Origin of the sequence: Ruegeria sp. PrR005 (assembly GCF_010500245.1) — a bacterium.
Lineage (GTDB): Bacteria > Pseudomonadota > Alphaproteobacteria > Rhodobacterales > Rhodobacteraceae > Ruegeria_B > Ruegeria_B marisflavi.
In genome coordinates this window covers 102,649-117,637 of sequence record NZ_JAAGOX010000032.1, presented here as the reverse complement: position 1 = coordinate 117,637, position 14,989 = coordinate 102,649, and the positions used below count along the sequence as shown (strand labels likewise).

General features: G+C 63.4%; 11 protein-coding genes. 7 read left to right on the top strand and 4 right to left on the bottom strand.

Going from position 1 to position 14,989, the window contains the following annotated elements:
• Positions 1 to 232: 232 nt before the first annotated feature.
• From rimP to infB, 4 genes are read left to right on the top strand one after another with little or no spacing between them, the layout of a single operon-like run.
• Positions 233 to 859: a ribosome maturation factor RimP gene (gene rimP, locus G0P99_RS16105; protein WP_164131707.1), complete on the top strand. Its 627-nt coding sequence runs from the start codon at positions 233 to 235 to the stop codon at positions 857 to 859.
• Positions 859 to 2,478: a transcription termination factor NusA gene (gene nusA, locus G0P99_RS16100; protein WP_164131506.1), complete on the top strand. Its 1,620-nt coding sequence runs from the start codon at positions 859 to 861 to the stop codon at positions 2,476 to 2,478. Before rimP ends, nusA begins: the two co-directional genes overlap by 1 nt.
• 23 nt (positions 2,479 to 2,501) lie before the next feature.
• Complete coding sequence (locus G0P99_RS16095) at positions 2,502 to 3,125, top strand: RNA-binding protein (RefSeq protein ID WP_164131505.1); 624 nt, start codon at positions 2,502 to 2,504, stop codon at positions 3,123 to 3,125.
• Between the two features lie 8 nt (positions 3,126 to 3,133).
• Positions 3,134 to 5,641, top strand: a complete 2,508-nt coding sequence (gene infB / locus G0P99_RS16090) for a translation initiation factor IF-2 (protein WP_164131504.1) — start codon at positions 3,134 to 3,136, stop codon at positions 5,639 to 5,641.
• A gap of 479 nt (positions 5,642 to 6,120) precedes the next feature.
• Here infB and mutT read toward each other — a convergent pair whose 3' ends face one another.
• From mutT to G0P99_RS16075, 3 genes are read right to left on the bottom strand one after another with little or no spacing between them, the layout of a single operon-like run.
• Positions 6,121 to 6,519, bottom strand: a complete 399-nt coding sequence (gene mutT / locus G0P99_RS16085; RefSeq protein WP_164131503.1) for an 8-oxo-dGTP diphosphatase MutT — start codon at positions 6,517 to 6,519, stop codon at positions 6,121 to 6,123.
• Entirely contained in the window at positions 6,516 to 7,742 is a 1,227-nt protein-coding gene (argJ, locus tag G0P99_RS16080; RefSeq protein ID WP_164131502.1) for a bifunctional glutamate N-acetyltransferase/amino-acid acetyltransferase ArgJ, read from the bottom strand. The genes mutT and argJ overlap by 4 nt, the downstream gene beginning before the upstream one ends.
• Before the next feature lie 9 nt (positions 7,743 to 7,751).
• The gene (locus tag G0P99_RS16075) at positions 7,752 to 8,603 is read right to left on the bottom strand and encodes a peptidylprolyl isomerase (protein ID WP_164131501.1); all 852 of its coding nucleotides are present in this window, start codon (positions 8,601 to 8,603) and stop codon (positions 7,752 to 7,754) included.
• A gap of 174 nt (positions 8,604 to 8,777) precedes the next feature.
• Here G0P99_RS16075 and secA point away from each other — a divergent pair, with 174 nt between their 5' ends.
• From secA to G0P99_RS16060, 3 genes are all read left to right on the top strand, one after another.
• A complete protein-coding gene (secA, locus tag G0P99_RS16070) occupies positions 8,778 to 11,483 on the top strand; it encodes a preprotein translocase subunit SecA (protein WP_164131500.1) in 2,706 nt (901 codons plus the stop codon).
• A gap of 100 nt (positions 11,484 to 11,583) precedes the next feature.
• Positions 11,584 to 12,579, top strand: a complete 996-nt coding sequence (locus G0P99_RS16065; protein ID WP_164131499.1) for a hypothetical protein — start codon at positions 11,584 to 11,586, stop codon at positions 12,577 to 12,579.
• Between the two features lie 24 nt (positions 12,580 to 12,603).
• Positions 12,604 to 14,160 (top strand): phosphate ABC transporter substrate-binding/OmpA family protein, encoded by a 1,557-nt coding sequence (locus G0P99_RS16060; RefSeq protein ID WP_164131498.1) that lies wholly within the window; start codon positions 12,604 to 12,606, stop codon positions 14,158 to 14,160.
• A 65-nt stretch (positions 14,161 to 14,225) separates the two neighbouring features.
• Here the strand turns inward: G0P99_RS16060 and radC are convergent, their stop codons facing one another.
• Complete coding sequence (gene radC / locus G0P99_RS16055) at positions 14,226 to 14,981, bottom strand: DNA repair protein RadC (protein ID WP_370462812.1); 756 nt, start codon at positions 14,979 to 14,981, stop codon at positions 14,226 to 14,228.
• Positions 14,982 to 14,989: the final 8 nt, after the last annotated feature.

Genomic DNA, 14,989 nt, shown 5'->3' with positions numbered 1-14,989 from the left:
GCGGGACTCCATGGCTCTGCTGGCGACATAAGGGATATCGGAGAAGGAGGAAAACCCCCGCCATGCTGGAGGACAGCCCCAACCAGATACCGTTCCCCCTTGCAGAACCGCCCTGTCCCGCGTATATGGCTTGACAACAGCGGCACGTCGGGCACTGGCCCCGGGGTTCCACCGGAAAGTTCGACGGGCCGCGCGCCCGTTTTTTTGTGCCCGAAAGTGGCTGATGACCCTGATGACCAACAACCTGATAGCAAAGGCCGCCATCGACCGGCGCCTGGCCGAGATTGTCGGCCCCGTGATCGAGGACCTCGGTTACGAGCTGGTGCGAATCCGTCTGATGAGCGGCAAGTCGACAACCCTTCAGATCATGGCCGACAAGCCCGATGGCGGGATCGAGGTCGATGGCTGCGCCGAAATTTCCAACGCGGTAAGCGCGACGCTGGATGTCGAGGACCCGATCCTGGACGCCTATACGCTGGAAGTGTCGAGCCCCGGCATCGACCGGCCGCTGACCCGGCTCAAGGACTTCGAGATGTTCGAAGGATATGAAGCCAAGATCGAGACCAGCGAGATGATCGACGGCCGCCGCCGGTTCCGGGGTGAGCTGGCCGGTGTCGAGGGCGACGAGGTTCTGATCAATATCGAGCAGGGCGGCGAGACGGTGACCATCGGCCTGCAATTCGACTGGCTGAGCGACGCCAAACTGGTGCTGACCGACGACCTGATCAAGGAAATGCTGCGCCAGCGCAAGGCCGCCGGCGTGCTGAACGAAGAAGAATTCGACGAGATCGTAGAGGAAGCGCCCGAGTTGGGCGACGAGACCATGGCCCTGGACGGGTCCGAAGAGGAGACGAAGTGATGGCAATCACCTCTGCAAACCAGCTGGAGCTGTTGCAAACCGCCGAGGCCGTGGCCCGCGAAAAGATGATCGACCCCGGTCTGGTGGTCGCGGCGATGGAAGAAAGCCTCGCCCGCGCCGCCAAGAGCCGCTACGGCAGCGAGATGGACATTCGGGTGAAGATCGACCGCAAGACCGGTCGCGCCACCTTTACCCGCGTGCGCACCGTGGTTGCCGACGAGGATCTAGAGAACTATCAGGCCGAGATGACCGTCGATCAGGCGCGCCAGTACATGGCGAACCCGGAAATCGGTGACGTCTATGTCGAAGAGGTGCCGCCGGTCGAGATGGGCCGCATCGCCGCGCAAAGCGCCAAGCAGGTGATCCTGCAAAAAGTGCGCGAGGCGGAACGCGATCGCCAGTACGAGGAATTCAAGGACCGTGCAGGCACCATCATCAACGGTCAGGTCAAGCGTGAAGAATACGGCAACGTCATCGTCGATGTAGGCGCTGGCGAAGCCATCCTGCGCCGTAACGAGAAGATCGGCCGCGAAAGCTATCGCCCGAACGACCGCATCCGCTGCTATGTCAAGGACGTGCGCCGCGAGCCGCGCGGGCCGCAGATCTTCCTGTCGCGCACCGCACCGGAATTCATGGCCGAGCTGTTCAAGATGGAAGTGCCGGAAATCTATGATGGCATCATCGAGATCAAGGCTGTTGCCCGCGACCCTGGTTCGCGCGCCAAGATCGCCGTGATCTCTTATGACAACTCGATCGACCCTGTGGGTGCCTGCGTCGGTATGCGCGGCAGCCGCGTGCAGGCGGTGGTGAACGAGCTTCAGGGTGAAAAGATCGACATCATCCCGTGGAACGAGGATCAGCCGACCTTCCTGGTGAACGCGCTGCAACCGGCCGAAGTGTCGAAGGTGGTGCTGGATGAAGAAGCCGGCAAGATCGAGGTTGTGGTCCCCGAAGAGCAGCTGAGCCTGGCCATCGGCCGCCGCGGCCAGAACGTGCGCCTGGCGTCGCAGCTGACCGGCCTGGACATCGACATCATGACCGAAGCCGAGGAATCGGCCCGCCGTCAGAAGGAATTCGAAAGCCGCACCAAGCTGTTCATGGAAACGCTGGACCTGGACGAATTCTTTGCCCAGCTGCTGGTGTCCGAAGGGTTCACCAACCTTGAAGAAGTCGCTTATGTCGAACAGGACGAGCTGTTGGTGATCGACGGTGTCGACGAAGGCACCGCCGAAGAGCTTCAGGCCCGCGCCCGCGACTATCTGGAGGCACAGGCCAAGGCGGCGCTGGAAAACGCGCGCGCCCTGGGTGTCGAGGACAGCTTGGTCAACTTCGAAGGGCTGACACCGCAGATGGTCGAGGCGCTTGCCAAGGACGGCGTCAAGACGCTGGAAGATTTCGCAACCTGCGCCGACTGGGAACTGGCCGGTGGCTGGACCACGGTCGATGGTCAGCGGGTCAAGGATGACGGCATCCTGGAGCCCTTTGACGTGTCGCTGGAAGAGGCGCAGGACATGGTCATGACCGCCCGCGTGATGCTGGGCTGGGTCGATCCCGAAGACCTGACAGCCGATGAGGGCGACGTCGAAGACGCCGCAGACGAAGAGGAGGCCGGGGCCTGATCCCAGGCCTCGTGGAGACGGACATGACCCGTGGCGGCGCAACAAAAGACCGGCTGGACGGCCCCGAACGCAAGTGCATCGCCACGGGCGAGACACAGCCGCGTCACGGGCTGATCCGGTTCGTGGCCGGACCCGACGGACAGGTGGTGCCCGACATCGCGGGCAAGCTGCCGGGCCGGGGCACCTATGTTGCCGCCGACCGGGCCGCGTTGAAAAAGGCCGTGGACAAGAAACTGTTTGCCCGCGGACTGAAAATGCCGGTCACGGTACCGGCGGACCTGGTGGACGAGGTCGAGCGGCAGCTGATCCGCCGGGTGGTCGAGACGATCAGCCTGGCCCGCAAGTCGGGCGCGGCGGTTTCGGGGTATGAAAAGGTCAAGACCTGGCTGGACAAGGAAGAGGCCCATGTGCTGATCCAGGCCGCCGACGGGTCGGGCCGGGGCAAGTCGAAACTGAGTACGCCGCATTTCGGCAAGTACATCGGCTGGCTGACCGCAGATGAATTGGGCATGGCCTTTGGCCGCCAAACAGTGATACATGCGGCGCTGGCCTCTGGTGGACTCGCCAAACGTGTTGTAGAGGAAGCGCAACGCCTGAAAGGGATGCGCAAAACGGATGACGGCGGCAAGGGCCGCGCGGAAGGGTAAGAAGCTTAATGAGCGATACTGACGGCAAGAAGACATTGGGTCTGCGTGGAGGTTCCCGTCCCGGGAACGTGAAACAGAGTTTCAGCCACGGACGGACCAAGAATGTCGTGGTGGAAACCAAACGCAAGCGCGTGGTGGTCCCCAAGCCGGGCGCAGGAAAGCCCACGTCCGGCGGCACCGCACAGGCGGGCGATCCGTCGCGCCGGCCGGCAGGCATCTCGGACACCGAGATGGAGCGCCGGCTGAACGCGCTGAAGGCCGCCAAAGCCCGCGAATCCGAGGAAGCCGCACAGCGCGAAGCCGAGGAAAAGGCGCGCGCCGAAGAGCGTGAACGCCGCCGGGCCGAGCAAGAGGCCAAGGAACGCGAACAGCGCGAGGCCGAACAGCGCGCCCGTGAAAAGGCGGAAGAAGAAGAACGCCAGCGTCTGGAGGCCGAAGAAGAGGCCAAGCGCGCCGCCGCGCGCACAGCAGCCGCGCAGGAAGCGCCGAAGGCCGAGCGCACCGAACGTGCGCCCGCCGCGCCGCGCAGCGAACCGGGCGACGCCCCGCGCAAGGCCGAACGCGAGCGTGAACGCGACCAGCGCGCGCCGCGTGGGGGCAAGACCCGCGAGGATGGTCGCCGGTCGGGCAAGCTGACGCTGAGCCAGGTGACCGACGGCGAAGGTGGTCGCCAGAAATCGCTCGCCGCGATGAAACGCAAGCAGGAACGCGCCCGCCAGAAGGCAATGGGCGGCGGCGGTGACCGGGAAAAGGTGATTCGCGACGTGCAGCTGCCCGAGGCCATCGTGGTTTCGGAATTGGCCAACCGTATGGCCGAGCGTGTGGCCGACGTGGTCAAGGCGCTGATGAAAATGGGCATGATGGTCACGCAGAACCAGACCATCGACGCCGACACCGCCGAGCTGATCATCGAGGAATTCGGCCACAAGGTGGTGCGGGTTTCCGATTCCGATGTCGAAGATGTCATCACCGATGTCGAGGACAAGCCGGAAGACATGAAACCGCGGCCGCCGGTCATCACGATCATGGGTCACGTCGACCACGGCAAGACCTCGCTGCTGGACGCGATCCGCAACACCAAGGTGGTGTCGGGCGAGGCCGGTGGCATCACCCAGCACATCGGCGCCTATCAGGTGACGACCGACGGAGGCGTGACGCTCAGCTTCCTGGATACGCCGGGCCACGCCGCCTTTACCTCGATGCGGTCGCGCGGTGCGCAGGTGACGGATATCGTCGTTCTGGTCGTGGCCGCGGATGACGCGGTGATGCCGCAGACGGTCGAGGCGATCAACCACGCCAAAGCCGCCGGGGTTCCGATGATCGTGGCGATCAACAAGATCGACAAGCCCGAGGCCAACCCGACCAAGGTGCGCACCGATCTGCTGCAACACGAGGTCGTGGTCGAAGCGATGTCGGGCGAAGTGCAGGATGTCGAGGTTTCGGCCAAGACCGGCGAAGGTCTGGACGAATTGCTCGAGGCCATCGCGCTGCAAGCCGAGATCCTGGAACTGAAGGCCAACCCCGATCGTCCCGCCCAGGGCGCGGTGATCGAGGCGCAGCTTGACGTGGGCCGCGGCCCGGTCGCGACGGTTCTGATCCAGAAGGGCACGCTGCGCCAGGGCGACATCTTTGTCGTGGGCGAGCAGTACGGCAAGGTCCGCGCGCTGATCAACGACAAGGGCGAGCGCGTCACCGAAGCAGGGCCATCGGTGCCTGTCGAGGTGCTGGGCCTGAACGGCACGCCCGAGGCCGGTGACGTTCTGAACGTGACCTCGACCGAAGCGCAGGCGCGCGAAATCGCCGCCTATCGCGAGCAGGTCGCCAAGGACAAGCGCGCCGCCGCCGGGGCCGCCACCACGCTGGAACAGCTGATGGCCAAGGCCAAGGCCGACGAGAATGTCGCCGAACTGCCGATCCTGGTGAAGGCCGACGTGCAGGGTTCTGCCGAGGCCATCGTTCAGGCGATGGAAAAGATCGGCAACGACGAGGTGCGCGTGCGCGTGCTGCATTCGGGCGTCGGTGCGATCACCGAAACCGATGTGGGCCTCGCCGAGGCATCCGGCGCGCCGATCATGGGCTTTAACGTCCGGGCCAACGCGTCCGCACGTAATACCGCCAACCAAAAGGGCGTCGAGATCCGGTATTATTCGGTGATCTATGACCTGGTGGACGACGTCAAAGCGGCCGCAAGCGGCCTGCTGAGTGCCGAGATTCGCGAGAACTTCATCGGGTACGCGACGATCAAGGAAGTCTTCAAGGTGTCCGGCGTCGGCAAGGTTGCCGGCTGTCTGGTTACCGAAGGCATTGCGCGCCGTTCGGCGGGCGTGCGCCTGCTGCGTGACAACGTGGTGGTCCACGAGGGAACGCTGAAGACCCTCAAGCGGTTCAAGGACGAGGTGTCCGAGGTCCAGTCGGGTCAGGAATGCGGTATGGCATTCGAGAATTACGACGATATCCGTCCCGGCGATGTCATCGAAATCTTCGAGCGCGAGGAAGTCACCCGCACATTGGCGTGATCCCGAAAAGAACAATTGGAAAAGGCGGCTATTTTGGCCGCCTTTTTCTTTGTCCGACCGGTGCGGGACAAAGTACAGGCGAGAGTAGCTATCTGCTGCCTCTCGCCTGCAAGACCTAAGTGAGTGGTGGTCTTGAAAGTCTGTCCGTCTTCAGGCGGCTTCTGTCTGAACCGGGCGTCCGGTATAGATTTGGTCACCGACCTTTACCGATATCGTCCCGTTCGCATAGGCACGAACGAAAATGCCCTGGATCAGCACACAACTGCCAACTGCAATTGTTCGCAACATGTCACATCCTCCCCACAGAACTTGACACCCCAGAGTGTACATGGGCGAGACGGACAAATCATTTCAAAATTGTGTAGTAAATCGCCACAATTGGTTACAGGCGCACAAAATATAGATATTTTTTGTGCGGCTACCGCAACATGTGCCGATTAAATGCATACATATTCATGGATAACCATCAAGGGACAGGTTTATAGCCAGTCCCTCAGTATCGGGATCAGGGGGACATCGGCCGGAGGCATGGGATAGTCCCGAAGATCCCGCGCTCGGACCCATTTCAGCGCCTGACCTTCGCGCGATTGCGGAACGCCCTCCCATTTGCGGCAGGCAAACAGCGGCATCAGCAAGTGAAAATCATCATAGCTGTGGCTGGCAAAGGTCAGTGGCGCCAGGCAGGAGGCCCAGGTATTGATCCCCAGCTCCTCGTCCAGTTCGCGAATCAAGGCGTGTTCCGGTGTTTCGCCGGGCTCGACCTTGCCGCCCGGAAACTCCCACAGACCGGCCATCGACTTGCCCTCCGGGCGCTGCGCCAGCAGCACCCGGCCGTCCACGTCGATCAGGGCGACGGCGGAAACAAGGACGGTCTTCACGACCGGTAATCCGCGTTGATCTCGATGTACCCGTGGGTCAGATCGCAGGTCCAGACAGTCGCCTGCCCCTCGCCCAGCCCCAGATCGACGCCGATCACCAACTCTTGCCCCTTCATATAGGCGGCGGCCTCGGCCTCTTTGTAGCTCGGGCTGACCCAGCCTTTTTCCGCCACCAGGATATCGCCAAAGGAAATGCTCAGCAGGTCACGGTCGGCGGCGGCGCCGGATTTGCCGATGGCCATGACGACACGGCCCCAATTGGGATCCTCGCCCGCAATCGCGGTCTTGATCAGCGGCGAATTGGCGATGGCCATGCCGTGCACCTTTGCATCGGCATCAGAGGCCGCGCCGGTCACCCGGATCTCGACGAATTTCGTGGCACCTTCGCCGTCGCGCACGACCTGCTTGGCCAGGTCCAGCATCACGTCTTCGAGCCCTGCGGCGAACTCGGCATTGCCGGTCGCATCAACCCCCGAGGCACCGGTCGCGGCCAACAACAACGTGTCCGAGGTCGAGGTATCGCTGTCCACGGTGATGCAGTTGAAGGTCCGGTCGGTCATCGCCGACAGCATGGACTGAAGCGCGCCCTGCTCGACGCGGGCATCGGTGAAGATATAGACCAGCATCGTCGCCATGTCGGGCGCGATCATGCCCGAACCTTTGGCAATCCCCGCGATCTTGACGGTCTTGCCGTCGATCCCGACCGTCTTGCTGGCTCCCTTGGGGAAGGTGTCGGTCGTCATGATGGCGCGCGCCGCCTCTTCCAACGCGTCCGGGCGCAGCGTCGCGTTCAGATCGCCCAGCTTGGCCACAATACGCTCGTGCTTCATCGGCTCGCCAATGACTCCGGTCGAAGAGGTAAAGACCCGTTCGACCGGCACGCCGGTGACCTCGGCCACCGCGCGGGTGACCTCGGCCACCGAGGTCTGGCCGTAATGGCCGGTAAAGGCATTGGAATTGCCCGAGTTGACCACGATAGCCGCCGGTCCGTCGCTGGCACCGCCGATCTTCGCCTGGCAATCCAGCACCGGGGCCGAGCGCGTGGCCGAGCGGGTGAACACACCCGCGACCGAGGTGCCGGGATCCATCACTGCCATCATCACGTCGGTGCGGCCCTGATAGCGCACACCGGCGGCAATGGTGGCCAGACGCAGGCCGTCAATCTCCGGAAGGGAAGGGAAACTGGCGGGTGCCAGCGGGGAAACCTTGGTTATCTTGGCCATTTCAGAGGATCACTCCTGCACGAGTTCGAATTGACGCAGCACATCAGGGCCAATGCCGCCGAGATCGGGCTTTTCGATATTGCCGTCGCGGGTCAGGTCGGCCAGACGCGCTTCGATTGCATCCTGCTGGATCTGGCCGGCAAGCTCTTCGCGCACCTCGTCCAGTTCGGGCGCGGTCGATTTGCGCTTGTCGTTGAGCTTGATGACATGCCAGCCGAATTGGGTCTGCACCGGGACCGAAACCTTGCCGACCTCAAGCTCCATCACCGCAGCCTCGAACTCGGGCACCATGGCACCCGCTCCGAACCAACCCAGCTCGCCACCGTTAGGGCCGGACGGGCCGGTCGATTTCTCGCGCGCGGTGGCGGCAAAATCGGCACCGTTGTCGATCAGGTCCTTGACCGCTTTGGCCTCGTCCTCGGACGGCACCAGGATATGAGACGCGTTGAACTCATCTTCGCCAAATCCGTCAGCATACTTGGCATCATAGGCCGTCTGGAGCGCCTCGTCAGTGGTGACCGACGCCATGATCTGGTCGATGGTCTCGCCCGCCAGCAGCGAGCGTTCCTCATTCTCCAGCGACAGCACGACCTGGAGGGGCGTGCGGCCGTTCTGTACCTGCTTCAGCAGCGTCTGCTGGATCAGCTGGTCAAGGATACCCTCGAACAGCACCTCGTCCGGCAGCTGCTGGTATTGCTGCGGCAGGGTCGCACGGGCGATGATCATATGGCCCAGGGTGATCTCTTCGCCATTGACGCGGGCGACCACGGTACCGGCCTCGGCCTTGGTCTCGGCCGAGACCGGCAGGGCCAGAACCAGCGCAAGCGCCAGCGATGGCAGGAAAGTGAAACCTTTGGGCATTGAATTCATCCTATTCACGGGCCGCGACGGGGCACGGCGTTGACACTCTGGAGCCTGCCGCTTACATCGCTTGAAGCCTTTGACAGGACCGCCTTCACCCCCCGTATCTATGGGTTGCGCACATGGCGGGCAAGCCTGTCGTAACCATGACCGAACAGATCCGCTGGAGTGCATATGCTGGGACTTGGAACGCTTGCCAAAAAGGTGTTCGGAACACCGAACGACCGCAAGATCAAGGCAACCCGCCCGGTGATCGCACGGATCAACGGGTTGGAAGAGGAATTCTCGAAACTGTCCGACGACGGGCTGAAGGCGAAAACCGAGGAGCTGCGCAAGCGCGCTCTGGACGGCGAGAGCCTGGACGATCTGTTGCCCGAGGCATTCGCCAACTGCCGCGAGGCGGCCCGTCGCGCGCTGGGTCTGCGGGCCTTTGACGTGCAGCTGATGGGCGGGATGTTCCTGCATCAGGGCAATATCAGCGAAATGAAGACGGGCGAAGGCAAGACGCTGGTCGCCACCTTCCCCGCCTATCTGAACGCGCTGACAGGCAAGGGCGTGCATGTGGTCACGGTGAACGAATACCTGGCCAAGCGCGACTCGGAATGGATGGGCAAGGTGTTCGCCGCGCTTGGCATGACCACCGGCGTGATCTGGTCGGGCCAGCCCGACGACCAGAAGATGGCCGCCTATCAAAGCGACATCACCTATGCCACCAACAACGAGCTTGGCTTCGACTATCTGCGCGACAACATGAAGGGCGAGTTGAGCGAGGTCTATCAGAAGCAGCACAATTTCGCGATCGTGGACGAGGTCGACTCGATCCTGATCGACGAGGCGCGCACGCCGCTGATCATCTCGGGCCCGGCGCAGGACCGGTCGGAACTTTACGTCGCCATTGACGCGCTGCTGCCCTCGCTGTCCGAGGGTCACTACGAACTGGACGAAAAGACCCGCAACGTCACCTTTACCGACGAGGGCAACGAGTTTCTCGAGGCGCAGCTGGTCGCGCGTGGCCTGCTGCCCGAGGGGCAGTCGCTCTATGACCCTGAAAGCACGACCATCGTGCATCACGTCAACCAGGGGCTGCGGGCGCACAAGCTGTTCCAGCGCGACAAGGACTACATCGTCCGCGATGGCGAGGTTGTGCTGATCGACGAATTCACCGGCCGCATGATGCCTGGCCGCCGGTTGTCGGACGGACTGCATCAGGCCATCGAAGCCAAGGAAAACGTCCAGATCCAGCCCGAGAACGTGACGCTGGCCAGCGTGACATTTCAGAACTATTTCCGCCTCTACGACAAGCTGGCCGGGATGACCGGCACCGCGCTGACCGAGGCCGAGGAATTTGCCGAGATCTATGGCCTGGGCGTGGTCGAAGTGCCCACCAACAGGCCGATCGCACGTAAGGACGAGGACGACCAGGTCTATCGCACAGCGGCCGAGAAATACGCCGCCATGATCGCCGAGACCAAGAAGGCGCATGAAAAGGGGCAGCCAGTGCTGCTGGGCACCACCTCGATCGAGAAATCCGAGATGCTGAGCCAGATGCTGACCAAGGAAGGCATCGCGCACAACGTCCTGAACGCCCGCCAGCACGAGCGCGAGGCGCAGATCGTGGCCGAAGCAGGCCGGTTCGGCGCAGTGACCATCGCCACCAACATGGCCGGTCGCGGCACCGACATCCAGCTGGGCGGCAACGTCGAGATGAAGGTGCTGGAAGCCCTGGCCGAGAACCCCGAGGCAGACCCGGTCGAGCTGCGCGCCGCCGAAGAGGCCCGTCACGCCGAGGAAAAGCAAAAGGTGCTGGACGCCGGCGGCCTGTTCGTCATGGCATCCGAGCGGCACGAAAGCCGCCGCATCGACAACCAGCTGCGCGGCCGTTCCGGCCGTCAGGGCGACCCGGGCCGCACGGTGTTCTACCTCAGCCTTGAAGACGACCTGATGCGCATCTTCGGCTCGGAGCGGCTGGACAAGGTATTGACCACGCTGGGCATGAAGGAAGGCGAGGCAATCATTCACCCCTGGGTGAACAAATCGCTCGAACGCGCCCAGGCCAAGGTCGAGGGCCGCAACTTTGACATGCGCAAGAACGTGCTGAAGTTCGACGACGTGATGAACGACCAGCGCAAGGTGATCTTTAGCCAGCGGCGCGAGATCATGGCGGCCGAGGACCTGTCCGAGATTGTGGCCGACATGCGCGAACAGGTGATTGACGACCTGATCGACGAATTCATGCCCCCCAAAAGCTATGCGGACCAGTGGAACACCCACGGCCTTTATGCTGCGGTGATCGAGAAACTGGGCATCGACGTGCCGGTCATCGAATGGGCCTCCGAAGAGGGTGTGGACAACGACGAGATCCGCGAGCGCCTGATCAAGGCGGGCAACGAGTTCATGGAAAAGAAGGCTGCCGACTTTGGCGCCGAGAACATGCGCAACGTCGAAAAGCAGGTGCTGTTGCAGACCATCGACAGCAAGTGGCGCGAACACCTGCTGAAGCTGGAGCACCTGCGGTCTGTCGTGGGCTTCCGCGGCTATGCCCAGCGCGACCCGCTGAACGAGTACAAGAGCGAAAGCTTCCAGCTGTTCGAGGGTCTTCTGGACAGTCTGCGCGAAACCGTGACGCAGCAATTGTCGCGGGTGCGGATGCTGACCGAAGAGGAACAGCGCCAGATGATGGCGCAGATGCTGGCTCAGCAGGCTCAGGTGCAACAGGCTGGCCAGCGCGCCGAAGAGATCGCCGAGGCCAAAGCCTCGGGCGATGCGCGCCCCGGTTTTGACGAAGCAAATCCCGACACCTGGGGCAACCCGGCGAGGAACGACGCCTGCCCCTGCGGATCGGGCAAGAAGTTCAAGCACTGCCATGGTCGCCTGGCCTGAGGCCGGTCCCCACTGACACAATGACTCCCACAGGCGGCCATATCTTGGCCGCCTTTGTTTTCGACACTCCTGGCGGATTATCAGGTGATGGAGTGCGGAAATGGCACAGAAGAGTCGCAAGATCCTGACGGCGGGCGGAACGGTGCTGTGCGCGGCGCTGATCGGGTTCCTGATGCAGCAGAACGCCGCCCGCGAGGCACGGCAGGTTTCGCCACGCCAGGCGGTCATCCAGCAGGCGGTTCAGCAGCCCGAAGCCGTGACCGATGTCCAGGACCACGCGGTGACACGGGCCGTGGGCCTGTCGCTGGCCGCCGCATCCGTCGAATTGAGCCAGCCAGGCCGCCTGCCTGCGCCCGCGCTGGAACAGGTCAGCCCGTTTCCGGTCAAGGGCGAGGTTCTGCCGGAAACGCCGCTGGATCCCACTGAACCGCAATTGGGCTGCGCGATTCAGGCGGTGGCCGAACCCGCCCCCATGGCCAGCGCCAAGCTCTCGGTCAGCGCCCCCTGCTATGGCAACCAGCGGGTTACCGTGCACCACAGCGGCCTGATCTTTACCGAAACAACCGACGATGCGGGTAATCTGTCCGTGACGGTGCCGGTCCTGTCGGCGGATGCGGTTTTTGTCGTGGCCTTGCAGAACGGCCGCGGCGCAGTCGCCACGACACTGGTCGAGGACCTGAACCAAATCGCCCGCGTTGCCGTTCAGTGGTCGGGCGCGGCGGGCCTTCAGTTGCACGCGCGCGAATTCGGGGCCGCTTATGGCGACACAGGCCACGTATGGGCCGACACCGCCGCCAAGGGGTACGGTCAGGTGGTGCGCCTGGGCGAACCTGGCACGCTGGCCCCGCAAATCGCGGAAATCTACAGCTTCCCCGCCTCTGACAGCCCGGTCAGCGGAACCATCGCTTTGTCGCTCGAAGCTGAGGTCGCGGCGACCAATTGTGGCCGGGACATTTCAGCGCAATCCATCGAGTTGCGCGGTGACGGAACGCTTGGAACCCATGATCTGGTGTTGTCCATCCCCGATTGTTCTGCGGCCGGTGATTTTCTGGTGTTGAATAATCTGATCGAAGACCTGAAGATTGCCGCCAAATGATCCGCAGGTAATTTCAGGTTCCTCATGAATTTGTTCCGTGCGGCGGTTCTCGCCGCACTTTCCTTTGTACCAGCCGGCCCCAGCGCCGCGCAGGACATCACGCTCACCTCGCATGACGGCAAGGTCGAGATAACCGGAACCCTGCTGGGTTTCGATGGCGAGTTCTATCGGGTTGAAACCCGGTACGGAGAGCTGACCGTGGACGGGTCCGGGGTCACCTGCGATGGCCCCGCCTGCCCCAGCATGACCGACTATATCGCCGAGTTGACGCTCAGCGGCTCCTCCACTATGGCCGAAGTACTGCTTCCCGCCCTGATTGAAGGTTTTGCCCTGCGCAACCGCTACCAGACCCGGCGGGAAACCGAGGATGAGACGCGGTTCAGCTATCTGCTGTTCCAGAACGACCCGGCCCGTCCCCATGCCGTGTTTTCATTCCGCGTGACAACCACCGACGAAGGCTTTGCCGATCTTCTGGCCGACGAGGCCGACCTGGTCATGGCCCTGCGCGAGATCCGGCCCGAGGAGCGCCGGCGGGCGCTCGAACTCGGCCTGGGCGACATGACCGACAACAACCGCTCGCGGGTTCTGGCGCTGGATGCGATGGTACCCGTGGTGGCACCGGTCAATCCGGTGCAAAGCATCTCGATGCCGATGCTGGCGCGTGTGTTTGCCGGTGAGATCGACAATTGGGCGGATCTGGGTGGCCCCGACGCCCCCATCGCGCTGCATCTGCCAACCGCCGGGTCCGGCCTGGCGCAGGCGGTCGAGGATCGCCTGCTGACCCCGGTCCGCAAGACACTTCCCGATGACGTGATCCGCCACACCCGCTCCAGCCTGCTGTCCCGCGCCGTCACCATCGACCCGTTTGCCATCGGTATTGCCAGTTTTGCTGAAACCGGCACGGCCCGGCCGCTGACCCTGACCGGGGAATGCGGCTTTTCGCTGGCCGCCACCCGCCGCAATATCAAGACCGAGGATTATCCGCTGAACTCGCCGATGTTCCTCTATATGCCCGCGCGACGCCTGCCCAAGGTGGCGCGCGAGTTTATGGCCTATATGCGCAGCCCGGCGGCCCAGATCGTGATCCGCCGCGCCGGTTTTGTCGATCAGGCGCCCGAACTGATTCCCGTCGCGGGACAGGGCAACCGGCTGGCCAATGCCATCGCTGCCGCCGGGGCAGAAGTGCCGCTGACCGAACTGCAACGGCTTGTCTCGACCCTGTCGGGCATGCAGCGGCTCAGCCTGTCGTTCCGGTTCGAAACCGGCTCTTCACGCCCCGACGCGCAATCACGCACCAATATCGCGCAACTGGCCCAGGCTCTGGAAAGCGGCGCCTACGATACGCGCCAGTTGCTCTTTGTCGGGTTCAGCGACGGTGATGGCGCCGCCGAGGGCAACGCGCGCATCGCCCTGAAACGGGCCGAGGCTGTGCGCGACGCAGTGTTGCAAGCGGCCGAAACCCTCGACCTGGCGCGGGTCGGGATCTCGGTCGATGCCTTTGGCGAGGCGCTGCCGATGGCCTGTGATGACAGCGACTGGGGCCGTCAGGTCAACCGCCGGGTCGAGGTCTGGGTCAGGTAGCCCCTTCATCTCGCCTGCAATACTCCGGGGGAGTCGCGGCCCTGCCGCGACGGGGGCAGCGCCCCCTAAAGAAACCCTTCGGCGCGGAAGCTCAGCTCGACCGACTTTCCGATGATCAGATGGTCGTGCAGCGTGAGCCCCAGCGCCTCACACGCGGCCCGGATCCGCGCCGTCATGTCGATATCCGATTGCGACGGGGTCGGATCACCCGAGGGGTGGTTATGCACCAGGATCAGCGCCGAGGCGTTCAGCTCCAGCGCCCGCTTGGCCACCTCGCGCGGATAGACCGGCACGTGATCGACCGTGCCGCGCGCCTGTTCCTCATCCGCGATCAGCACGTTCTTGCGGTCGAGGTAGAAGACCCGGAACTGCTCGGTCTCGCGATGCGCCATGGTGGTGTGGCAATAATCCAGCAGCGCATCCCAGCTGGAGATCACCTGCCGCTGCATCACCCGGGCGCGGGCCATGCGGTGGGCGCTGGCCTCAAGTATCTTGAGATCGGTGATCACCGCCTCGCCCACGCCCTTGACCTCGGCCAACCGTTCCACCGGCGCGGTCAGCACCCGGTTGAAATCGCCAAACGTATCAAGCAGCAGCCGCGCCAGCGGCTTCACATCCTGCCGCGGGATGGAGCGGAACAACACCAGTTCAAGCAATTCGTAATCCGGCAGCGCCGCCGCACCACCGGCCATGAACCTGTCCCGCAGCCGCTTGCGATGATCCCGGATATAGGACGGCAACCGCCCCGAAGGCAGCGGCATCTCCGGCGCTTCGTCCATGTCGAACAGCATCGGGGCCTCGGAAAGACCAGTCTGGCGCATGGCAATCA